General features: G+C 51.0%; 17 protein-coding genes. 8 read left to right on the top strand and 9 right to left on the bottom strand.

The window, feature by feature from the left end; genetic code table 11:
* Positions 1-27: 27 nt before the first annotated feature.
* Positions 28-1,506, top strand: coding sequence for a DUF2079 domain-containing protein (locus ABID13_RS04435; RefSeq protein WP_007859041.1), 1,479 nt, complete (start codon positions 28-30; stop codon positions 1,504-1,506).
* A 28-nt stretch (positions 1,507-1,534) separates the two neighbouring features.
* Here the strand turns inward: ABID13_RS04435 and xylB are convergent, their stop codons facing one another.
* Positions 1,535-3,025 carry a xylulokinase gene (gene xylB / locus ABID13_RS04430; RefSeq protein WP_045092115.1) on the bottom strand — a complete coding sequence of 497 codons (1,491 nt, stop codon included), beginning with the start codon at positions 3,023-3,025 and terminating at the stop codon, positions 1,535-1,537.
* 179 nt (positions 3,026-3,204) lie between these two features.
* Here xylB and ABID13_RS04425 point away from each other — a divergent pair, with 179 nt between their 5' ends.
* The 3 genes from ABID13_RS04425 (at position 3,205) to ABID13_RS04415 (ending at position 8,631) form a co-directional block, all read left to right on the top strand.
* Positions 3,205-4,572, top strand: coding sequence for a GntR family transcriptional regulator (locus ABID13_RS04425; protein WP_048930231.1), 1,368 nt, complete (start codon positions 3,205-3,207; stop codon positions 4,570-4,572).
* A gap of 208 nt (positions 4,573-4,780) precedes the next feature.
* Entirely contained in the window at positions 4,781-6,115 is a 1,335-nt protein-coding gene (locus ABID13_RS04420; RefSeq protein ID WP_048930325.1) for an ABC transporter substrate-binding protein, read from the top strand.
* Complete coding sequence (locus ABID13_RS04415) at positions 6,112-8,631, top strand: response regulator (RefSeq protein ID WP_048930232.1); 2,520 nt, start codon at positions 6,112-6,114, stop codon at positions 8,629-8,631. Before ABID13_RS04420 ends, ABID13_RS04415 begins: the two co-directional genes overlap by 4 nt.
* Here ABID13_RS04415 and ABID13_RS04410 read toward each other — a convergent pair.
* From ABID13_RS04410 to ABID13_RS04400, 3 genes are all read right to left on the bottom strand, one after another.
* Entirely contained in the window at positions 8,628-11,066 is a 2,439-nt protein-coding gene (locus ABID13_RS04410; RefSeq protein WP_048930326.1) for a response regulator, read from the bottom strand. The genes ABID13_RS04415 and ABID13_RS04410 overlap by 4 nt on opposite strands.
* 332 nt (positions 11,067-11,398) lie before the next feature.
* On the bottom strand, positions 11,399-11,881 hold the full coding sequence (locus ABID13_RS04405) for an amidase domain-containing protein (RefSeq protein ID WP_195415296.1): 483 nt from the start codon (positions 11,879-11,881) through the stop codon (positions 11,399-11,401).
* Positions 11,882-12,067: 186 nt separating this feature from the next.
* Positions 12,068-13,006 (bottom strand): hypothetical protein, encoded by a 939-nt coding sequence (locus ABID13_RS04400; RefSeq protein WP_416390428.1) that lies wholly within the window; start codon positions 13,004-13,006, stop codon positions 12,068-12,070.
* A 635-nt stretch (positions 13,007-13,641) separates the two neighbouring features.
* Between ABID13_RS04400 and ABID13_RS04395 the strand changes: the two genes are divergently transcribed.
* The 4 genes from ABID13_RS04395 to ABID13_RS04380 all read left to right on the top strand — a co-directional run bounded on the left by ABID13_RS04395 (position 13,642) and on the right by ABID13_RS04380 (position 17,046).
* Entirely contained in the window at positions 13,642-15,300 is a 1,659-nt protein-coding gene (locus tag ABID13_RS04395) for a Na/Pi cotransporter family protein (RefSeq protein ID WP_007859066.1), read from the top strand.
* 23 nt (positions 15,301-15,323) lie between these two features.
* The gene (locus ABID13_RS04390) at positions 15,324-15,719 is read left to right on the top strand and encodes a hypothetical protein (RefSeq protein ID WP_007859067.1); all 396 of its coding nucleotides are present in this window, start codon (positions 15,324-15,326) and stop codon (positions 15,717-15,719) included.
* A gap of 24 nt (positions 15,720-15,743) precedes the next feature.
* Positions 15,744-16,151 carry a MerR family transcriptional regulator gene (locus ABID13_RS04385; protein ID WP_007859068.1) on the top strand — a complete coding sequence of 136 codons (408 nt, stop codon included), beginning with the start codon at positions 15,744-15,746 and terminating at the stop codon, positions 16,149-16,151.
* A 61-nt stretch (positions 16,152-16,212) separates the two neighbouring features.
* On the top strand, positions 16,213-17,046 hold the full coding sequence (locus ABID13_RS04380) for an EFR1 family ferrodoxin (protein WP_048930235.1): 834 nt from the start codon (positions 16,213-16,215) through the stop codon (positions 17,044-17,046).
* A 141-nt stretch (positions 17,047-17,187) separates the two neighbouring features.
* Here the strand turns inward: ABID13_RS04380 and ABID13_RS04375 are convergent, their stop codons facing one another.
* The 5 genes from ABID13_RS04375 to ABID13_RS04355 all read right to left on the bottom strand — a co-directional run bounded on the left by ABID13_RS04375 (position 17,188) and on the right by ABID13_RS04355 (position 22,108).
* Positions 17,188-17,553 carry a response regulator gene (locus tag ABID13_RS04375; RefSeq protein ID WP_048930236.1) on the bottom strand — a complete coding sequence of 122 codons (366 nt, stop codon included), beginning with the start codon at positions 17,551-17,553 and terminating at the stop codon, positions 17,188-17,190.
* 193 nt (positions 17,554-17,746) lie between these two features.
* The gene (locus ABID13_RS04370; protein WP_048930327.1) at positions 17,747-18,847 is read right to left on the bottom strand and encodes an ABC transporter ATP-binding protein; all 1,101 of its coding nucleotides are present in this window, start codon (positions 18,845-18,847) and stop codon (positions 17,747-17,749) included.
* 31 nt (positions 18,848-18,878) lie between these two features.
* A complete protein-coding gene (locus ABID13_RS04365; protein WP_048930237.1) occupies positions 18,879-19,898 on the bottom strand; it encodes a FecCD family ABC transporter permease in 1,020 nt (339 codons plus the stop codon).
* Between the two features lie 24 nt (positions 19,899-19,922).
* A complete protein-coding gene (locus tag ABID13_RS04360; RefSeq protein WP_048930238.1) occupies positions 19,923-21,116 on the bottom strand; it encodes an ABC transporter substrate-binding protein in 1,194 nt (397 codons plus the stop codon).
* Complete coding sequence (locus ABID13_RS04355) at positions 21,113-22,108, bottom strand: hypothetical protein (protein ID WP_048930239.1); 996 nt, start codon at positions 22,106-22,108, stop codon at positions 21,113-21,115. Before ABID13_RS04355 ends, ABID13_RS04360 begins: the two co-directional genes overlap by 4 nt.
* Between the last annotated feature and the right edge of the window lie 27 nt (positions 22,109-22,135).

Genomic DNA, 22,135 nt, shown 5'->3' with positions numbered 1-22,135 from the left:
CAAATATAACAGAATGGATTTCAACCAATGAGAGAACGGACAGATAAATGGCTGACCGGCCGAACACTCCCCATCATCCTGGCAGGTGCCGCCCTGCTGTGGTTTTTGTTTACTGCGTCCATGACGGTTCTGCGCTACCGTCTCAATTACGCATCCGCCTACGATTTCGGAATATTTTCCCAGATGTATTATTACATGGATAAGCTGTGGGAACCTCTGACCACCTGTGAGCGGGATGGGCTTTTATCCCATTTTGCAGTGCATCTGTCCCCTGTCTTTTATGTGCTGCTGCCTTTTTATAAGCTGGTCCCCCGCCCGGAAACCCTGCTGGTGCTTCAGGCGCTCCTGGTCATCAGCGGAATGGTTCCCCTGTATCTCCTGACCAGGGCCTTTGGTTTTTCCCATATCCAGACCCTGTGCTTTGGCTTGGCATACTGTCTGTATCCCGCATTCATGGGGGGATGTTTTTACGATTTCCATGAGAATAAGTTTCTCGCCGTCATCATATTGTGGTGCTTTTATTTTCTGGAAACAGGGCGGTTCAAAACCATGACAGCCATGGTGTGCCTCCTGCTCCTGGTAAAGGAGGATGCCCCGGTTTACGCGGCATGTATAGGTCTTTACGCGTTTTTCTGTAAAAGACAGCGCCGGTACGGAGCGCTCATCTTTGTGGGTTCCTGCCTGTATTTCTGTATGGCCATCTGGTACATCAACCAATTTGGGGACGGTGCCATGATCAACCGGTTTGACAACTTCATCTCAGACAAACGCCTGGGCCTTATAAGCATGTTTAAGACCATACTGGTCAATCCCGCCTATGTGCTGTCACAGATCGCAGTTAAGGACAAGGTGGTTTTCTTTCTTCAGATGCTTCTTCCCCTGGGCTTTCTGCCCCTCCTCACAAAGAACTGGAGAAAATGGCCGCTGCTGATTCCCTTCCTGCTCATCAACCTGATGTCCAACTATAAGTACCAGCACTCCATCCATTACCAGTATACCTACGGTTCCGGCGCCCTGCTGATCTATCTGGCCGCTGTGAATTTCCGCGATTGGAGGGGACAGGACAGGTTCCTGTACGTAAAGTCCCGGCGTTCATCCAGCGGCTTGGAATCCCGGCCTTCGGCCTTGGGCTTAAATTTTCATCTGTTGGTCTGGGGCCTGTTGTGCGGCCTTATCTTTACCGGCATCATTGCCGAGAGCCGGCTGTTTTATGTCCGCACCTATGCCCGCAGCCATGAAAGCGCAGCCCTTGCCAGAGATCTGCTCTCTGAGATCCCACAGGAGGCGTCCGTGCGCTCCTCCACCTTTTTTATCCCTCAATTATCCGGACGGGACGAGATCTATATGATCGACAGCAGTCACTCCGCCCAGTATGTGGTAATAGACAGGAGGCCCGGATATCAGAAGGACCAGGAGGACATACTGGAGGACTGCAGCCAGCAGGGATATGTGATGCTGGGGGAAGTCGATGGATATGTGACCGTGATGAGAGCGGAAGACGAATAGGCTAAGAGCCGTGTCAGGTCATGCCGTGTCACACTGTTTTCACCTGCAGTTCCTTTACCTGCTCATAAAGCCTGCCATATGTTTCATACATACCGTCATACAGTTTTACATGTTCCGGCATGGGCTGATATGCGGTATCGCCGTATGACACAAAACGCGCTGCTGCTGCCTCAAGGCTGTCCAACACCCCGGCGGATACTCCGGCCAGCATACACGCCCCCAGGCAGGCCTGCTCCGATACGCTGCAGACATGGATCTCTTTGTCCAGGACATCTGCCTGGATCTGCAGCCATACAGGGCTGGCTGCCCCGCCGCCGGAGGAGATCATCCCTTTGCAGCTACCTCCCACCTGCTCCAGGATCGTCATGCAGTCCCTCAGGGCAAATGCCACCCCCTCCATCACAGACCTTGCCATATGGCTGCCCGTATGGGCAAGATGCAGTCCAAAAAACATTCCCCTGGCATCCGCATCCATGTGGGGCGTCCTCTCCCCTGTAAGATAGGGCAGGAAGATAAGCCCCCCGCTTCCGGCAGGCACACTCCCCGCCATGCGGCTGAGCCTGTCGTAGTCTGATTCGCCGAGTATATTGTTCTTCAGCCACTTAAGGGACATTCCTGCGTTCAGGATCGCTCCATATATGGTATAGGCTTTCCCGGTGCAATGGCAGAAGGTCTGGGTCCGGAACCCGGCATCATACACAGGGTCATTGGAAAAAGCAGATACCTGCCCTCCGGTTCCCACATTGCAGATAAACATCCCTTCCCTAAAAACCCCGTTTCCTATACTCTGGGCCTGCTGGTCACCCATGCCGTAAATGACCTGGACCCGGGGGCTGATGCCTGTAAGTTCAGAACACTCCCTGTCCACCGGTCCCTGGATCTCCCCTGATTCATGGCATTGGGGAAATAGTTCCCTGGGAAACCCGCACAGATCGATCACAGGCCACGCCCAATCGCGTTTTACCACATCAAACATCAGGGTCGCGGAGGCATCCGTGACCTCCGCTCCCATCATCCCTGTCAGTTTATAACGGATATAGTCCTTTGGCTGCATGACCTTATGGATGTTCCTGAAACATTCCGGCTCATGTTTCTTTACCCAGAGCAGGGAGGGAAGGGCGAATCCTGTAAAAATCCGGTTGCGCAGCACATCTGCTTTCAGCTGCGTTGAAAGTATCCGGTCCAGCTCCCCGCATTCCTCTTTTGTCCTCTGATCCAGCCAGAGGATAGCCGGCCGCACCGGCTTTCCTTTCCTGTCCACCATGACCAGTCCGTGCATCTGCCCGGAAAGCCCCACACTGACGATCTCTCGGTATTCCCTGCTGTATCGGGTCCTAAGACGGGAGAGGCAGGAAATCACCGCCTCCCACCACGTATCCGGATCCTGCTGCGCGTAACCGATCTGAGGGATCAAAACATCATAGCCCCTGCTCTCAACTCCGATCACACCTCTCTCAACGTCCAACAGCATGACCTTTACGCTTGATGTGCCTATATCGATTCCCAAAACTGATGCCATTGTTTCTCAATCCCCCATCTTTATTGCGTTTTTTTAACCGGACTTAAAAATCCCGGATTTCATTATAGCAGATGTGGGGGGAATAATACAGCACTGAATATCAGGCTTTTGCGGGAAGATAAAGAATATGATAGAAACGGGAAAAACCTTGTGATAAAATAGAGAAACGAGGTGATGACATGAAAAAAGACAATGGTCTGTACAGACTTGTATACGAATATTACGAAGCCCGGATCCTCCTGGGCTGTTATACCTGCGGTGACAAGCTCCCATCCATTCCAAAAATATCTGATATCTTCCATCTGGCCCCCACCACCATACGCTCCGCACTGTCCATGCTGGAGCAGGAGGAACTGATAAAAGTCGATGCCAGAAAAGCTGCGGTTGTGACCTATGATCTGTCCCCCGGCCAGATGAAAAAAAATGCTGCCGAATATTTCATACCCAGAAGGGAGGGGATCCTGGGCATTTCCCAATCCGGCTCCTATCTCCTGGAACCCCTCTGGAAAGAGGGGCTGCGCAAATGGGATGACAATGACTGGGAATCCCTTCGCCGCGGTATCATGGACCCCTCGTTAAACATGGTATCCATACCCGTGGAATTCTATCTGCTGGCAGTGGGCGCCCTGGACAACCGGCTGGCCATGAATCTTTTATGGGAAACCGTCCGCTACCTCCGCTTTCCCTACCTTACCAATGGGATGGAGACACTGACTGGCAGAAAGGAACTGGCCGGCTTCTCCCGTGAGGAGACCATTGAGGCATTGCGCGCCGAGGCAGCTCACTCCTACGGCAGATCCCTTCAGGCTCTGTTTGCTTTTATGGACGAAATGTCCCTGGACCCCGGGCTAAAGTATGCCGCGCCAATTCCATTCCACTGGAACATTTACAGGCAAAGGCCCCAGCTTCGCTACTCCTTTGCCTCCCTGCTCATCCGGGAGATCCTAAAAGGCACCTATCTTCCGTCCCTTCCCCAATTGGTGGACCGGTATGGAATCCCTCTGATGACCGTGCGCCGGACATTGGGGCTGCTGGAAGAGCTTGGTATGACCAGGTCCTACCACGGGAAAGGAACCCTGGTCTGTATGGAGCCGGCCGACATTGATCTTTCCAGATCCTCCATCCGTGAGGGAATCCGGCTTTATGTGGAGAGCCTGCAGCTGCTGCACCTGACCGTCCAAAACATATTCCTGTGTACCTGGGAATCAGCTGACCCTGCAAAACGAGCTGCCCTGATCAGACATTTCCTGTTTCTGCAGTCAGAAGAAAAAAGCTACCTGTGTTTTGAGGCATGCCTCACATTCATAGAGGATCACTGCCCCCTTTCCACGGTGCGGGAGTGTTATGGCAGCATCAAGGTCCTGATGGTATGGAAATATCCACTGATATTATCACGGTTAAAAAACCGCAGCCTACATGCCGAGTACAGGGACTGTGTATCCCGGCTTACAAGCTTTCTCCAGGAGGAAAGACCGGAAATGTTTTCTTCCGAACTGAAGCATCTCTGGGAACAGGAGGAACAGCAGGTCCGCGCCTTCTTGTCCTGATACAATACATCTTCATATTTTAAATCTTCACATCTCAAATCTTAACACCTTAACGCCTGCCGGCCGGTATCCCCGGTCATCTGCCAGGCCGTCCTTGTACTCTGTTCATATCATATCCAAATCCCCTTGTACAGCCGCGGATATCGTGATACAATGAGGTTTATACTTAAATGAGAAAAACATGAGGGGAAACTCTAAGGGGAAGAATATGAAAAGACAAAGGCGCTCCTTTGCAAACATCCTGACCACGGCCCTGGCGGCCGCTTTATCCACGATCCTGACAGTTGGCGCAATGTGCGGATGCACTGCAGACCAGGGGGAAAATATTGTTTTTGACAGTACCGGAACCGATGATGGACCGATGATCCCGCTGACTTTTTTCGGTTATAAATATGAAGCACTTAATGTAATGGCAATTGAAGATACACTTCACGGTTTTATGGATGTATATCCTCATATTTCTATCTCCTATGACGGCATCAAAAGCCCGGAATATTTTGAAGTCCTGGACAAAAGGCTGGACACCGGAAATGGGGATGATATCTTCATGGTAGACCACGAGCATGTCCTGAACCTGGGCGGCAGCGGCAGACTGGCTGACCTTTCCGGCATTTCCACCCTTGATGACTTCAGCGACCTGGCCAAAAGCCAGATGACTGTGGATGGAACCATTCATTACCTTCCCACTTCCATCTCCGCCTTTGGCCTGTACTGCAACCTGGATCTGTTGAAGGAACATGGCCAAAAGGTTCCGGAAAACCTGACGGAGTTTGAGGATGTCTGCAACTACTTTGTCTCCCGGGGCATTACACCTATTGTTGCAAACAATGACATCTCACTAAAAACCATTGTGATCGCAAAATCCCTGCTCCCCTGCTACCAGACCCAGGATACAGTCTCCCGGCTGGCGCGCTTTAACAGCGGGGAAACCAGCCTGGCAGAAGCCCTGCGTCCGGGATTTGAGCTTGTGCAGCAGATGCTGGACCTGGGGTGGGTCGACCGCCAGGAAGCCCTTGCCACCACTAAGACCAAGGATGATCTGGTACTGTTTTCCAGCGGAAAGCAGCCCTTTATGCTCACCGGAGCCTGGGCAGTAACACGCCTGCGTGAACTGGACCCCGGCTTCCGCTTTGAGGTGCATCCTTACCCTGTTATGGATGATGGATGCGTGCTTGTCATCAATGTGGACACCCGTGTCAGCATCAATGGGGACAGCCCTCATCAGAAAGAGGCCATGGAGTTTGTGGAATATCTGACTCAAAGCGAAGTCCTGTGGGAATTTGTGGACAGCCAAAGTTCCTTCAGTCCTCTGAAGGAAAACCGGCTGGCGGAGGATGCAGCCATCCAGCCCATCGGCCCTTACCTTACCAATGGCCGCAGTGTGATCGGCTCTGACGATAATCTGAAGTTTCCAATCTGGGATATGTCCCGCCAGTGTATCCGGACCATGCTGGAGGGCGGCAGCGCGGACCTGGCTGTGTCCCACATGGAGGGATTGACCGAGGCCTGGAACAATGAAAAGCAGGGGGATGATGCATCATGAAAAAGGGACAAAAAAGGAATATCATCCTGGTATGCCTATCCGTGGCCGTGATCCTTGCGGGAGGCCTTTATTATATTACCTCCGTACAGCGTGCCCTGTGGAATAAATCCGTGACCGATATCCTGGAGGTAACGGTCCAGGGCCGTCATGCCCTTGATACTTATCTGGAAAAGGATAAGGAGATGGTCCACTGGCTGGCCGCCGACCTGGCCGCTGAGAGTTCCTTTCACGAGGATAAACTCCATGAAAAGCTGCTACTTGCCGGTGCCGGTAATTCCTCCTGCTTTTGTGTGAATCTGGATACGGGTACCGTCTACACACTGCAGCTGGAAGGGGAATGGCCGCTGGACCCGGATCAACTGGAGATATTCAGGGGCCTTCAGGGCAGCGGAATCCGCAAGCCGTTCCTGGACGGACGCACAGGGGTATGGACCCTTGCGTATTATGAACGTTTTTTATGGCCGGACGGCTCTCAGGGTTTTGTCCAGAAAACGCAGCCCCTGTCGGAGATTGCAGACCGGTTCTCCCTTTCCTTTTACAACAATACCGGATTCTCCTACGTGGTGGACCGGGAAGGGGATATACTGATCCGCTCCCAACACCGCAACAGCAACCGCACCTTCCAGAACCTTTTTGACATCATCGACCTGCAGGGCAATGATTCCCGGGAAATTGATTTTTTCCAGGCTTCCCTGGAAAACAGCCGAAGGGGCGCTGCCCGGTTCCGGTACCAGAAGGAGGACTATGTATTCTGCTATGTCCCCATGGAACAGGTTCCGGACTGGTACGTGGTCTCCATCATCCCCAACCGGGTCATCATGGAGCAGGCAAACAGCATTGTCCAGGATTCCCTGCTGTTTCTTTTTCTGATCTTTGCATGTGCCTCTGTCATGGGAGCATTTTTTATGATCTACCGTAATTCCGCCCGCAGGATCCTCTTGGCTGAGGAAAATGCCCGAAAGGCTGCGGAAAGTGCGAATGCGGCTAAAAGCCGTTTTCTCTCCAATATGTCCCATGATATCCGGACGCCCATGAACGCCATCCTTGGAATGACAAGGCTGGCCATGGATCATATCCATGAATCGGATAAGGTCAGTGATTACCTGAAGAAGATTGGGCTTTCTGGCCAGCTGCTGGTGGGACTGATCAATGATATACTGGATATGTCTAAGATTGAAAGCGGGAAAATGGTGCTGAACCAGGAGACCGCTTCCCTGGAGCCTCTCTTTACCAGCCTTGTGGGCATCATCCAGCCCTCCGCCGCTGCCAAGAACCTGACCTTTGATATACGGCTCCACGGGATCGAACATGAGTCATTGTGTTTTGATTCCCTCCGCCTAAACCAGATCCTGCTGAACCTGCTCTCCAACGCGGTAAAATTCACCCCTGAGGGCGGGTCCGTCAGCGTGGACGTGACAGAGCTTCCTTCCCGCCGTCAAGGCCTGGCTCATCTCAGATTCCGTGTGTCAGATACCGGTATAGGCATGAGCCCGGAATTCCTGGAACATATTTTTGACTCCTTTACCCGTGAACATGATGACCGGGTCAATAAGATAGAGGGCACCGGCCTTGGAATGGCCATTACAAAGATGATCGTGGACAGGATGGATGGCACCATAGTTGTGGAAAGCCGGCCCGGACAGGGTTCCGTATTCACGGTTGACCTGGATCTGCCCATTCCCTCCGGTATTGCCCTGCCGGATATGTCATTGCCCCGCATCCGGATCCTTGTGGCGGATGATGACTCAGATACCTGCCGTTCTGCCAGCGAATTTCTTAAGGAACTGGGAATGACTGCGGACATCACATCCAGCGGACAGGAGGCTGTGGAAAAAGCAGTGGCTGCCCACCTTGAGGGCAGGGATTACGATCTGGCCCTGCTGGACTGGAAAATGCCGGATCTAAGCGGGGTACAGGCAGCACAGGCCATCCGCCTTCAGGCGGGATATGACCTGCCTGTGATCATTGTCTCAGCTTACGACTGGATCAGCATTGAAAAGGAGGCCATGGAAGCAGGGGTCAATGGATTTATCCAGAAACCATTTTTTAAATCCACCCTCTACCACTGTATCCGGCAGCATGTCCTCCATGAGGACGGGTATCCCCAATGGCAGGATGACAGAGTAAACCTTACCGGCAGAAGGATCCTCATGGCAGAGGACAATGAATTGAACAGGGAAATTTCCCTTGAACTGCTCATAAGTGCGGGCGCTCAGGTAGAGACAGCTGTCAATGGTCAGGAATGTGTGGAGTTTTTTGCCCAGTCGGTTCCCGGGTATTTTGACCTGATACTGATGGATATACAGATGCCCATTATGAACGGCTATGACGCGGCCAGGCAGATCCGTACCATGGACCGCCCCGATGCCCTCGCCATCCCCATCTTTGCCATAACGGCAGATGCCTTTGCAGAGGACATGGAGGAGGCTAAAAAAGCCGGAATGAACAGCCATTTAGCAAAACCGCTGGACATTCCGGCTATGATGCAGGAGATCAAGAAATATTTGGAGCCTTAATCATTTTTACTTAACATATCAGCAAGGGTTTGATACAGCAGGTTTGGGTCAATGGGCTTGGACAAATGCCCATCCATCCCTGCTGCCAGGGCCTGTACCACATCCTCGTGGAATGCGTCCGCGGTCATGGCTATAATGGGTATGGTCTGCGCCCTGGGCCGGCCGGATCTGCGGATGGCTTCCGTTGCCTGGTATCCATCCATCACAGGCATCTGCACATCCATCAGAATAAGGTCATACAGGTCCCCCTGGGACAGGAATTTTTCCAATGCTTCTCTGCCATTTTCCGCGTAATCCACTGTAATGCTTGTCATCTTCAGAAGTTCCACGGCAATTTCCCTGTTAAGGTCATTATCCTCTGCCAGAAGTACGTGGCGGCCTGCCAGTTCCGGGTGTTTGGGATGACCCCCAGGGGCGGGGATCATCACCGCCTTGTTGATCCCAGTCACCGTGAGCAGGGTATTATAAAGTGTGGACGCAAAAATAGGTTTTGCCAAAAAGGCATTGGCGCCAGCCTCCCTTGCACGCTGTTCGATCATGCTCCAGTCATAGGCTGTAATGATAATGATGGTGGTATCCTTACCCACCAGTTCCCGGATCCTCCGGGTCACCTCTATGCCGTCAATATCAGGCATCTTCCAGTCAATAAGGCACACGTCATAGTCCTGTCCGACCCGGTGCGCTTCCCCAACCTTTTTCACACATTCCTCACCGGTCATGGCCCAATGCGCCTGAATGCCCAGATTCTTCAGCAAAAGAGATGTATGGGTACAGCTGTCCCTGTCATCATCAGAAACCAGCACCTTCAGGGACTCCAGAGCAGGCTGCTTCTGGGCCTGTATACCGCACTCCCCTTCCGGAACTTCAAAATCCAGTTCCACAGTAAATGCCGTCCCCTTTTCCACCTCACTTTTTACAGAGATCGTCCCTCCCATCAGTGTGACCAGGTTTTTGGTGATCGCCATTCCAAGGCCGGTTCCGCCAAACCTCTTTCCCGTGTACGCGCTCTCCTGCTCAAAGGGTGTGAACAGCCGTTCCATAAACTCCCGGCTCATGCCGATACCGGTATCACCGACTGTAAACCGCATGCGCGCCCTGGTGCCCGCATGCTGCAGCTGACGGATCTCCATACGTATGGTACCTCCCCCGGGTGTGAACTTAAGTGCATTGGATAAAAGGTTGAGCAGCACCTGGTTCAGTCTCAGGGCGTCCCCCACCAGAACGGTATCTGTAAGTTCCACCAGCGGAACGGTAAAGGCCAGCCCCTTTTCCAATGCCTGGGGATAAATAATGGAAGTAATGGACTCTGCCACTGTTTCCAGGTTAAATACTTCATGGGCGATCTGCATTTTACCCTCGTCAATTTTGGACATATCCAGAATGTCGTTGATCAGGGACATCAGGTGCTTGGATGAATATCCGATTTTCTCCAGACAATCTTCTACTCTCTGGCGTTCTTCTATATATGCGGCAGCAATGGTAGTCATACCAATGATCGCGTTCATAGGGGTACGGATCTCGTGGCTCATCCGGGAAAGGAAGTCCGACTTGGCGCGGTTCGCCCGCTCCGCCACAGTCAGAGCATCCCTCAGGGCTTCTGTCTGTTCGGTCAGCTTTTTCTGCATCCTTCTCATCTCCGTCACATCCGTGATATCAATGAAGATCGCAAGGTAAACCGGGCATCCTTCCTGCCAGTCCACACAGGTGGCATTGATCTGAAGCCACAGAGCCTGTCCATATCTGCTCTCCACATGCATGACAAAATGGAGCGGTGCGCCTGAAAGCATGTCTGCCCTATACTCATTAATGGTTTCAATGTTATCCTGTATATTCTTCCTGTATAAAGAGCTTGTGACGCGGTTGCCATCTTTCCCAAAGTATTCCAAAAAACGGGAATTTGCTTCCAGCAAGGTGAGGTTAACATCTCCCCCTGTCTGCCGGACCTGATATTTGGCCACAAATCCCGGCAGGCTTTCGTATGTAACGGACTGCTCCTTCTGCATGTGTGCCACTTTATCAATATTGGTAAGTACAGAATAGGCCACCTGGTATCCATCGATATATTCGTCTGCAAACCTGGTTGAAAACTGCACCCACACATGATCTCCATTTCTGCGGCGGATCCGTGACACCATCTGATATCCGGTCTGATGGGCCGCGATGGCATTGAGCACGGTCTGCGAAAGTTCATTCCACTCCGTCTGGTCATTCTCATAATAGAGGTCGGGCCGGTTATGGAACCTTGCCTCATATTCGTCTTTTGGCCAGCCGATGAGTTTATAGTAATACTCATTTGCCCAAACCAGGGTAAAATGTTCATCCAACAGATGTTTGCTCACACTGACTCCCAACAGATGCATCAGTGTGCTGTATTCATAGCCTGCCATGGGGCCTGCTTCCAGTCCTGTTGCCGGTCCTGTTGCCCGGTCTGCCATAGGGCCTGCTGCCCGGCCTTCCATTTGACCCTCATTATCCTCCATTGTTTCAATTTCCAGTTCAGCCATCTCAATGCTTCCTCCCAGCCGTAATTCACTATCTGATCCTATCTATTCTCAGGAATGCCGGACATGCATTCACTTAAAAGCCTTTGCAGGTTCAAAAATCCCGGAGCTGCTTAAGCTGGATGCCGGAAATACTTCCATTCCTCCCCCGCCTGGCTGTGCCATCCTCCCACCCCCTTTATCTCCTGGGCTTCCCTCCAACCTTGTTCATGTTGATACCTTTCAATCATAACACAGAAAAGACAAAAGTTCAACGATGCTGTCACTTACCATTTGCGCGCCCCCTGTATGTGGATAAAACGCGCCTGTTCATATACGTAGGAATCCAGCGGGCGCATATACGCATCATAACTGTGGGCTGCCACCAGGATGTGCCCACCTTCCACGGCCACAATGACCGGGCTATGGTAATACCCGTTTCTGTTGCCCAACTGCACAATATCCCCCGGCTGCACCCCGCCCTCATCAGTCACTGCCCCGTAAGGACCTACGGATCTGTTTTTTACCAGGAAGCGGTAAAGATACTCCACTCCTGTCCAGCTTGGACTTCTGTCTGAACTGCTGTTATAATACCATCCCAAGGTGGGGGTATAATTCATAACCCTGCTCCCCGCATAAATACACTGGGATGCAAAATTAGTGCAGTCTCCTCCCAAATGTTCAAAATCCAGATAGCGCGGATTTCTACCCATAGCCCACTGCCTGGCGTATTGTAAAGCCGCCTCCCGGTCATAACCTGTTTCTTTCAACATCGCACACCCGAATGCATTATTTATTATCTATCATATGACGGAGGGATTGATTATATCATTCAGGTTGGCGGGGGAATCGGATTTAAAATAAGGATCAAAAAGGAAAAGCGCTGAAAGTGTTACTACACATAGCAACAACTTTAGCGCTTATTTACGATCCCTTTATTATTTTAAAAAATTAAATTACTGCACCCACGCCCCATCACTCCCCACATAATAACCATCCGGTGTGGTGGTGCCGGAAAGCATTGCGCCCGATTCACTGCAGTAATACCACTGGGAATTCCAGGAAACCCATCCTGTTACCATGTATCCGTACTCGTTGAAATAATACCAATAACCATTGATATACTGCCAATTGCTGACCGTATAGCTTTTATCGGCATTACAGTACCACCATCCCACGTCATCCTTCAGCCAGGCGCCGTCACTTGTGCCGGAAGGGCTGCCCAAGCTGCTGCCTGCGCTTATCTCTTCCGCTTCATCTGAAGATACATACCAGGAATCGGATTCCTCCCAGCTTCCCTTATAGGAAGCGCTGTAAACCCCCCGTACCTTAAAGGTATAAGAACCGCTTTTTGTGATGTAGGAAGAAAAATCATAGCTGGTATCCGAGGTGGTCAAAACCGAGGTTACGGCGCTGCTTCCTCTGTACAGACGCACTTCATACCGCTTCGCATCCTCCGCCTCGTCCCAGTCGGCAGTCCCATCGTATTCACTCCACTCCAGGCCGCTTACATCCAGATCGTAATCCCCATCATCCCCGTCCAGCGCATCCAGGGTGATGTATACCACCAATTCATCACTGCTGCGGCTCACGGAAGTCACCTTACCGTCATCACCGCTTAAGCTGACATCGCTTTTGGAAAATCCTGATGCAAAGGTATAGTCGTCATCTGCTGTCAGCGTCACCTTCAGCTTGGGCTTATCCCCGTCCTCCCACTCGTCATCCGGCTCGTTGGTCACTTCCGTATCAGACACATCATACTTGCTGGAACTGGTAGTCACTTCCACATCGCTGCCGCTGTCCCCTGCCCCGATCTCTGAGGATATCTTTAAGGACACACTGCTGATCTTGGATGCTGCCAGTGAGGTCATCGGAACGGACAGCGCCAGGGCCATGGCTGTAATTGCTGTCAATGGTTTTAAAATTGTCATATCGCTTCCTCCTTTTGTCCACTGAGGGTATATATAATAAATACCACATCAACCTGAAATAAACCTGAAAAACACAATTTCTTCATACTCCCCGGAGTTGACCACCCATAAGATACATTTTACTACCAAAAATATTTTGCCGGCATTTTTACAATACCTTTTAAGATAGATTTGTGACTTTGACGTGTCTGCCAGCCCCCTGGTCTCCCAGTAGAAAGCGGTAGATTCAAGAAGGCCGCCCGGTCCCAGAAAACCCTCATAGATCCTACCCTTTTCAACCATTTTAGTACTAATTCCTACCCTTCTGAAAATCACCCAACATTAAAGTGTTGTTAATATTGGGGACCTGATGTTGACATCTGTTCCTGTCCCTCATATAATTCCATCAGAACAGGATCATTCTCTGTATTTTAAACTGAAAGGAAATGATATACTTATGGACAACGCCGTAAGTGACGCTGGCCACATCTTCATATACATCACAGATGGACAGATGAAATCAAAAAAATCAAAAGACATAACCTGCATTTATGTACCAATGCAGGCTATGTCTTTTTGTATAAATACAGACTTTTAATTTACGTAGGAGGGATATTACTTTGAAAATCGAATCGTTTTTCAGCCTGCTGGGTGGTCTTGCGCTATTCTTATATGGAATGCAGATGATGAGCACCAATCTGGAGGCCGCTGCGGGGAACCGTATGAAACAAATCCTGGAACGGCTGACCGCCAACCGCTTTCTGGGCGTGTGCGTGGGCGCCGGGATCACGGCCATCATCCAGTCCTCATCCGCCACCACAGTCATGGTGGTTGGCTTTGTCAATTCCCAGCTCATGACACTGAAACAGGCTGTCTGGATCATCATGGGCGCCAATATCGGAACCACTATCACCGGACAGCTGATTGCACTTGATATCGGGGCGATCGCCCCCTTGATCGCCTTTGTGGGCGTTGGGCTTATTTTGTTTGTCAAAAAGAAAAAAGTGCAGTTTGCAGGAGGAATTGTGGCCGGCCTGGGTATCCTTTTCCTGGGCATGGGAATGATGAGTGCCGCCATGATACCTTTAAGGGAATCGGAAGCGTTCGTGCGTCTGATGACAAAATTTTCCAATCCCTTCCTGGGTATTCTGGCCGGCGCTGTGTTCACCGCTATCATCCAATCCTCTTCTGCATCCGTAGGTATTCTCCAGGCTCTGGCCGTAAGCGGCCTGATCGGGCTGGACAGTGCCGTGTTTGTACTGTTCGGACAGAACATCGGCACCTGTATCACGGCTGCTCTGGCATCCATTGGCGCAAACCGTGATGCCAAACGCACCACACTGATTCATTTGATGTTTAATATCATCGGGACCGCCCTGTTCACCGCTGTCTGCATCATAACTCCATTTACTGCATGGATGGCGGCATTTACTCCCAGCAACCCCGCGGCACAGATCGCCAATGTACATACCCTGTTTAATATTGTGACAACCCTGTTGCTGCTGCCCTTTGGCACCCAGCTTGCGCATATTTCCGAAAAACTTCTGCCGGACCGACCGCAGCAGCCTGCAGACGAGGAGCGCTGGTTTGAAGAGCTGCTGGCCTCCGAACATGTTCTTGGCGTATCCGTTATTGCACGGAAGCAGCTGATGGAAGACATCAACCAGATGCTGGGCCTGGCTGTTGAAAATGTAGAAAAAGGATTCCTGGCTTTTGATGATAAGGATACGAAAGAACTGGAACGAATCACTGCACGGGAGGAAGAGATTGATCTCTTTAATGCACGTTTATCACGGCGCATTTCCAAGGTTCTCGCCATAGAAAACTCTCCCTCGGAGGTGGATGCACTGCGCCGGATGTTCACTATTATCGGTAATGTGGAGCGGATCGGCGATCATGCCGTCAATATTGCCGAGTACGCCCAGACCATGATGGAACGCGGCCTGGAACTGACATCCCAGGCCCATGTGGAGCTGAAGGAAATGAGGGATACCGCCATGGCTGCCATGCACTTGATCTGCAATACCAGTCGGCTGACTCCCCAAAACCTGTTAAGCCAGGCATCTGCCCTGGAAGAGGATATTGACAATAAGACCATGCTCTTTCGGGCCAACCAGATCGAACGTATGGGAAATGGGACCTGCCATGTGGAGACATCCATTCTATACTCTGAAATCCTCACGGATTACGAGAGAATCGGCGACCATGCATTAAACATTGCCCAGGCCTGCGCCAAACTGGGAAACGGCGCCGGCACCGGTCCTGTAAGACCCATATAAGCACACAGCGAACGAGGTAAAACATGAACCATAACATAGCTGCTCTCTACACCAAACTATCGTCCCTTCTGGAACTTTGTGTGGGAGCAATCCTGCTGGCAGCCATCCTGGTAGGGGCCTTGCTTCTGGCAGTGGACCTGACCGGCACACTTATAAGCAATCCCCGGCTGCTGGATTTGAATCAGTCGCTGGGCGATGCCCTGTCTCTGGTGGTGGGGATCGAATTTGTAAAAATGCTGGTAAAACACACACCGGAAGCCGTGGTGGAGGTGCTGCTGTTTGCCATTGCCAGAGAAATGGTGGTGGTACACTCAGGTTCCCTGGAAACCTTGATGGGGGTAACTGCCGTGGGCATCATCTTTCTGATCCGCAAGTATCTGTGCCCCCCGGTATCCGGGGAAGGGACAATGGGAAACTAAATAATATGGAAAGGAAACATTTACATGGAAACGTATTCAAGAGGACAGCTGGCAAAAACAGCCCGTCTGAACAGAGAAGCTCTGAGATACTATGAGAACAGCGGTTTGATTCCAAAAGCCGGGCGTGAAGCCAACGGATACCGGGCCTATCCGTCCGAGACCCTGGTTCTGCTGGATTTTATCTCCACAGCCAAGGAGGCCGGTTTTTCCCTGCGGGAAATCAAAGAACTATTTTCACATTTGCAAGGTCCGACCATTGACACGGCCGATCTGGAGCATATTATAGAAGAAAAGCTGGCAGAGGTAGAGGAAAAGAAAAAGGCCCTGGATCGGACCAAGGAAAATCTGATGGACATAAAGGGGCATCTGGATACACCTGAGGAATGTCCCGTTTTCCAAGCCTTTCGGACACTTACGAAAAAAACTTCTTGACATTGTACCATAGTACAACCTGTATAATGGTTGCGTATCACTTAAACAAGGAGGCGCAACCATGAAAATCTATTATCTATCCGCCACAGGCAACAGCCTGTTTACCGCCAGGGAACTGGTCAAAGAACTAGCCGTTAAACCGGCCAAAAAGCTGGTCAGGGAACCGGCCGGCCGCTCTATCCAGGGCAGGCAGGATCCTGTCTCCCTGTATTCTTTCAGGGAAATCCGCATAATGTCCCATATCCATACGGATGATGACACTGTGGGTTTTATATTTCCTGTCTATTTTGCCGATATACCAAGGGAATTTCTTACATGTATCCAAAAAATGACCTTCCGTCCTGAAGCCTATATATTTGCCATTGCTACCTGCAACGGCGTTCCCGGCATTAGTCTGACCACACTGGACAAGCAGCTCCAAAAACAGGGCAACCGCCTGTGCGCCGGCTTCACCCTGAACATGCCCGGTAATGCGCTGATCACTCCCCTGGCCGAATCTGAAAAAAGACTTAAGGGTTTTTCCCATTCCATCAAGGAGATCAGCGCCTTTATTAAAAACCGAAGGCAGGCCTTCCCCCCGGCAGCAGTTCCAACAGAGCGTCTGCAGGCTCTGGCCGTGAAGATGATCGGCACTAATCTTGTGGTAAATCCCAACCATTTCCATGTGGAACAAGCAGCATGTTCCGGGTGCGGCATCTGCCAAAGGGTATGCCCTGCTTCCAATATCACCCTAACAGGCAGCACTCCCTGCTGGGAAAAGAATTGCATCCATTGCCTGGCCTGCTTTCACTGGTGTCCCCGCCAAGCTATCCGTATCGGCGGCCCGCTGTCAGACCGCCCCCGGTATCACCATCCCCAGATCGCCATAAAGGATATCCTTCCCACATCGCGCTGAGGGATATCCTTCCCGTATCGCGCAGAGGGTATGCTCCCATGTCGCGCAGAGGGGTATGCTCCCATGTCGCGCAGAGGGGTATTCCATGAATCCGCATGCCAAGGCATCAGAATTCCTTGCATGGCATCAAAAAAAGGGAGCCTATTCGGCTCCCAAGATCGTGTCCAATGCATAATGAAGCTTCCCCTTGTCCATGGGCGACATAAGAAAATGTGACGCCTCGCCGCCCATCTGCTCCAGGTAACGCGTATCAGCATTTGATTTTGGCGTGAGCATAAGGACAATACGGGCAAGCGGACCTGATAGGATCCTCTTTATTACAGTCAGTTCCTCCTGGTTCATGTCCATGTCACAGATAATAACACTGGGCGGATTATGGTAAAGCTTTGTGTGGACCATCTTACTGTCAGACGCACTGTCAATATGTTTAAATCCCAGTGAACGGATGATCAATGCCAATTCAGTTACGGTTTCATGCTGTTTACTTATTATTAAGACCTGTCTCATACCAATACCCCCATTTAATCATTTGCAGAATTCAATGTTGATAGTAACAGTTGCAAGTATTCAAAGTTCTTAATACTATATTAACCAGTGTACAATATCCCCATGAATGCGTCAAGCCAAACGGGACGATCCATCCAAAATTTTCCATCGACACGTCTTTGACAAAAATCGAGCTTCCATAAATTTCTGGTCTTTAAATCCTTCTCAAATCCTTCAGGCATGTTTTCACTTCAGCCAGTTCCCTGTTCTTTTCATTCAGGGTCCCAAACCCGGAAAGGCAGCAAATTACCTGTTCACAGGATTTTAGCACAGAGACTGCCCGCTCGTAGGTTGTATCCCGGATGGGCTCAAAGGGGATTTCTGATATCACCTCCGATGCCAGGGCCTTTGCTACGGGATAATCCATATCATTCTCGTGAAGGATACCGGCGGCAAAGGGGATTCCCTGGCGCTGCAGTCTCCTGTAAACCGGTATACCGCTTCCGTTTCCGCCTATGACAAAAACTTTTGGCTCTCCTTTCACCGGCTCCATCTCAAGACAGCCCATTTCCGCATGATAGCTTCCCTTGGTAATGCCATAAAGTTCTTTGATATAGGAAGATACAAAGATCTCTTCCGGAGTACCGCAGCGTTCAATGGCATTTCCCTTTACACATACAACAAAATCCGAAAGCTTCTGGGCCAGATCCAGTTCATGGAGGGACATGAGCACTGCCACCTTTTTTTCGCGGACCAGGTCTTTAAGGATGGTCAGCAGTTCCAGCTTATGACGTATATCTAAAAAGGAGGTTGGTTCATCCAGAACAATTGCCTCGGGCTCCTGGCAGATGGCACGCGCCAGAAGGATCCTCTGTTTTTGTCCATCGCTGATCTCCATAAAATCCCGGTCTGCCAATTCCCCGGCATGTACCAGTTCCATGGCCTCCCTCACCTTTTCATGATCCGCAGCCGTAAGGATCCCCAGCCTTCCCGTGTAAGGATATCTGCCCGTGCCCACCACATCCTTGCAGGTCATAAGCTCCGGGCGGATCCGCTCAGTCATCAGAACCGACATGCGTCTTGCGATCTGCTTTTCCGTCATTCCCTCCATGGACTGTCCATCCAGGTATACGGTCCCCCCAAGAAGGCCCAGCTGCCGGATGATACTTTTCAAAATCGTGGACTTTCCCGCACCGTTTGGCCCGATCAGGGTAACGATCTCTCCCCGCCTCACATGGAGTTCAATCTGTTCGATCAGGGGAATCCTGCCATAACCCACTGTCATATTTTCTGTAAAAATGTAATCCTCTGCCATTATCTCCTTCACCTCACTGCATATCTTCACCCTACTGCATTCCTTTTCTGCCCCGCACCATCATATAGATGACAATGGGCGCGCCAAACACTGCCGTGACCGAACTGATACTGAGCTCTGTGGGCGTAAATACGGTCCTGGCAACCAGATCACAGAACAGGCAGAAAACCGCTCCGCCTAAAAAACATCCGGGAATCACCATGATTGGCCTGGCCGTCTTAAACAGGCTCTTTACCAGGTGGGGCACCGCGATCCCTACAAAGGAGATAGGGCCTGCAAATGCTGTCACGCAGGCTGAGAGAATGCTGGACATCAGGATCAACGCCACTCTAAATCTCAGGATATTGACCCCCATGTTCTGTGCGTACACCTCTCCCAGCTGATATGCGCTGATGGGTTTTGCCATGAGGAACACCAGGAATAGCGACAGGAGGACGACCCCTGTCATGACCCGGATATTTTCCCAGGACATCCCTGAAAAACTTCCCATAGACCAGTTGTGAAGATTCACAATATTGGCATCATCAGCAAAGGTTACCGCAAAATCCGTTATGGCGGAACAGATATAACCGATCATCACCCCGCATATGACCAGCATGGACATCTTCTTTACCTTGCCGGATATAAGAAGGACAAAACCCATGGAGATCATGGCGCCTGCAAAGGCTGCCAGGATCATGGCAGCGGAGTTGACGGACATCCCCTTTCCCAGCATGAAGATCATCAGCAGGGATACCACCAGTTTGGCGCCGGAAGAGATACCCAGCACAAAGGGACCTGCAATGGGATTGGCAAAAAAGGTCTGGAGCAGGAAACCGGACACGGACAATGCCCCTCCCAGAATAACAACGGCCAGGATCCTGGGAAGCCGTATATCCCATACAATATGATAGGCGGTGCTATCTCCTGTTTGATCTGCCAGTATTTTCCCTATTTCCCCCGCCGACAGGTGGACGCTGCCCGAATTGATATTCCAGAAAAGCAATAGGATCAGCATGGCTGTCAGAAATGCAAAGGAAACCGCGTATCTTGTATATGTCCTTTTTGTCATAGGGGCAACTCCTTATTTGTCAGCTTATTCCAGCCGGTATATGTAATTCATTTCCTGTGGTTTGGGTTCGTCCTCTGTAAGGATCCTGTGAATGTCCAGGATCATATCCCCCAGTCCCATGGTTTCCTGGAACAGGTTCTTCCCCGTACACCACACATTTCCCTCTTTAACCGCCTTAAAATCAGCCAGCAGGCTGCTTTTATCCAGAAGCTCATCCAGTGATCTCAGTTCCCCATCGATCGTGCTGTTGTAAATAAGACAGTCCGCATCCTTTACCGCCGCATAAAAGGCCTCCATCTGCATGTTCATAGTGGACAGGGCATTTTTATGTTCGTCCAGATCCTGCGGCACATAGGTTCCTCCTGCAAGGTCGATCATCCTGGCCACATAGTCCCCGGATTTTCTCACATTCACATATCCGTTGGAGCTGATATAGAAAAAAGCCACTGTCTTGCCGGTTTCCTCCTGATCCATCACCGGCTGCAGATGTTCCACCTGCTCTTTAAAACAGGACTCTGCCAATTCCTCTCTGCCCAACATCACCCCGTACAGCTTTACCCACTCCATCCGCCCCAATGGGTGGTTCTCATAGCTGGAACGCTCCACAAACACGGGGATCCCCAGCTTTTCCAACTGTTCCTTTACCTCGGGCGAATGGTAGATCATAGTGGATTCAATGGCCAGGTCACATGAGCCTGACAGGATCCGTTCATAATCCGGCGCATTGTATTTGCCGGCAAAAAGCATCCTGCCCTCCTCCATAGCCTTCCTTGCCTCCCGGATATACCATCCTGAGGCATCTGTCCCGGACAGGGTGATCCGGTCCACGCTGTCCAGACTGCGAAATAGATCCATGGCTGAGGTGGCTGCCAAATAGATATTCTTTAAGGGCTGCCTGATCACTGTCACATCATCAGGAAGCCCTTCCCATGGCTCCCGGTCCTCCGGCACCACCAGGTAGCGCCTGTTGTCCTTAATGGTGATCATGGCATAGTTGTCATCATAATAATCCACTGAAAACTGGTCCGCATAGAGAAGTTCCATGGTGCGGCGGATTGTCTGCTCACTCCATTTTCCTGCGGACTTAGGCGTTGTGGACTGAGATGTCACGGCCTGGGGCGTTATGGACGGACCTCTTTTAGGAGAACAGCCCCAAAGGACGGAAAAAATCAGGGCAACCAGCGCCAGTATTAAACAATATCTGTTTTTTTTCATCATTCAGCCCTTTTTAGTGTTGAAGAGTCAAAGATCAGTGTGTAGCTGATCTCATGGGGCTGGCTCATGGCAATGGTGTCTGCGATCACGGGGATTTTCCAGTCAAAGCTATTTACCGGGATCTCAAAGGCGGAATTGCCTTCCGTGTTGATCAGTTCAAATTTCTCTTCATCCACTTTCATATAATCATAATTGGAACTTCCCCAGATAATGGTTGCCAATGCCTTTCCATCTTCCACACGAAGCACTGTGGGAGACTCCACTGCGGCCCGACCGGAACCTCCTTCCAGCTTCACTTCCACGGTGTAGGACCCATCCTCCAGCTTCAGGCTCTCAACCGTTGTCATCTTACTGTCCGCAAATGCATCCAGCGGAAGGGATTGGGATCGGAACACCAGGACCCGGTCATACCATTTCTCTTTATTCTTACTGAAGGCGCTGCAGTCTATCTCCTGATCCAAGGCTGCCACAGGCACCGTAAATGTATGTACTCCGTCCTTTGTCTCCACATAGGGGATAAAATCCTGATCAGAAGCCTTTTGGGCTTCCTCCCCGGTACCCATATACAGCTTCAGGTACCCCGTGCCCCCCATGGTCATGACCGCGCTCATGGAGCCGTCCTTGACCGTAAGTTCGCATTCGGTGATGCGGAACATATTGGAGCTGGACTCCACCGCAATCGGATAGACGCCGTCTTTCAATTCATCGCCGTAGACCGGCTCGCTTTCATGATCCGCTTCCCTGTTTTCTTTGGCTTCTCCGGTTTCCATGGACTCTCCGGTTTCCATGGACTCTCCGTTCTCTTCCGATTCCTTTGCTGATCCCATGGTCCCTGGTGCCCCGGTCACCGCCCCACCGGAATTATCTGGGGAAGCTGTTCCCCCGCAGCCGGCAGCCATCAGGCTCATGGCAAATATAACTGCCGCTAATCGTGTCCTATATAAACTGGCCTTACGTAAATAGGTCTTACATAAACTGTCTTTATATAAACTCATATGCGTTCCACCTTTAAAAGGGCGATC

The organism is Enterocloster citroniae, assembly GCF_040545455.1.
GTDB lineage: Bacteria > Bacillota > Clostridia > Lachnospirales > Lachnospiraceae > Enterocloster > Enterocloster citroniae.
Note: the sequence above shows the minus strand (reverse complement) of the source record. Positions and strands in the feature narration are given on the sequence as shown.

Bases quoted from the DNA above. Each gene is read 5' to 3' on its own strand.
- ABID13_RS04370 (WP_048930327.1), bottom strand. From the start codon at position 18,847: ATGGCAGAGGATTACATTTTTACAGAAAATATGACAGTGGGTTATGGC.
- ABID13_RS04400 (WP_416390428.1), bottom strand. From the start codon at position 13,006: ATGGCCCTGGCGCTGTCCGTTCCGATGACCTCACTGGCAGCATCCAAG.
- ABID13_RS04435 (WP_007859041.1), top strand. From the start codon at position 28: ATGAGAGAACGGACAGATAAATGGCTGACCGGCCGAACACTCCCCATC.
- ABID13_RS04390 (WP_007859067.1), top strand. From the start codon at position 15,324: ATGAACCATAACATAGCTGCTCTCTACACCAAACTATCGTCCCTTCTG.
- ABID13_RS04425 (WP_048930231.1), top strand. From the start codon at position 3,205: ATGAAAAAAGACAATGGTCTGTACAGACTTGTATACGAATATTACGAA.
- ABID13_RS04360 (WP_048930238.1), bottom strand. From the start codon at position 21,116: ATGATGAAAAAAAACAGATATTGTTTAATACTGGCGCTGGTTGCCCTG.
- ABID13_RS04380 (WP_048930235.1), top strand. From the start codon at position 16,213: ATGAAAATCTATTATCTATCCGCCACAGGCAACAGCCTGTTTACCGCC.
- ABID13_RS04410 (WP_048930326.1), bottom strand. From the start codon at position 11,066: ATGGCAGACCGGGCAACAGGACCGGCAACAGGACTGGAAGCAGGCCCC.
- ABID13_RS04375 (WP_048930236.1), bottom strand. From the start codon at position 17,553: ATGAGACAGGTCTTAATAATAAGTAAACAGCATGAAACCGTAACTGAA.
- ABID13_RS04415 (WP_048930232.1), top strand. From the start codon at position 6,112: ATGAAAAAGGGACAAAAAAGGAATATCATCCTGGTATGCCTATCCGTG.
- ABID13_RS04365 (WP_048930237.1), bottom strand. From the start codon at position 19,898: ATGACAAAAAGGACATATACAAGATACGCGGTTTCCTTTGCATTTCTG.
- ABID13_RS04355 (WP_048930239.1), bottom strand. From the start codon at position 22,108: ATGAGTTTATATAAAGACAGTTTATGTAAGACCTATTTACGTAAGGCC.
- ABID13_RS04420 (WP_048930325.1), top strand. From the start codon at position 4,781: ATGAAAAGACAAAGGCGCTCCTTTGCAAACATCCTGACCACGGCCCTG.
- xylB (WP_045092115.1), bottom strand. From the start codon at position 3,025: ATGGCATCAGTTTTGGGAATCGATATAGGCACATCAAGCGTAAAGGTC.
- ABID13_RS04385 (WP_007859068.1), top strand. From the start codon at position 15,744: ATGGAAACGTATTCAAGAGGACAGCTGGCAAAAACAGCCCGTCTGAAC.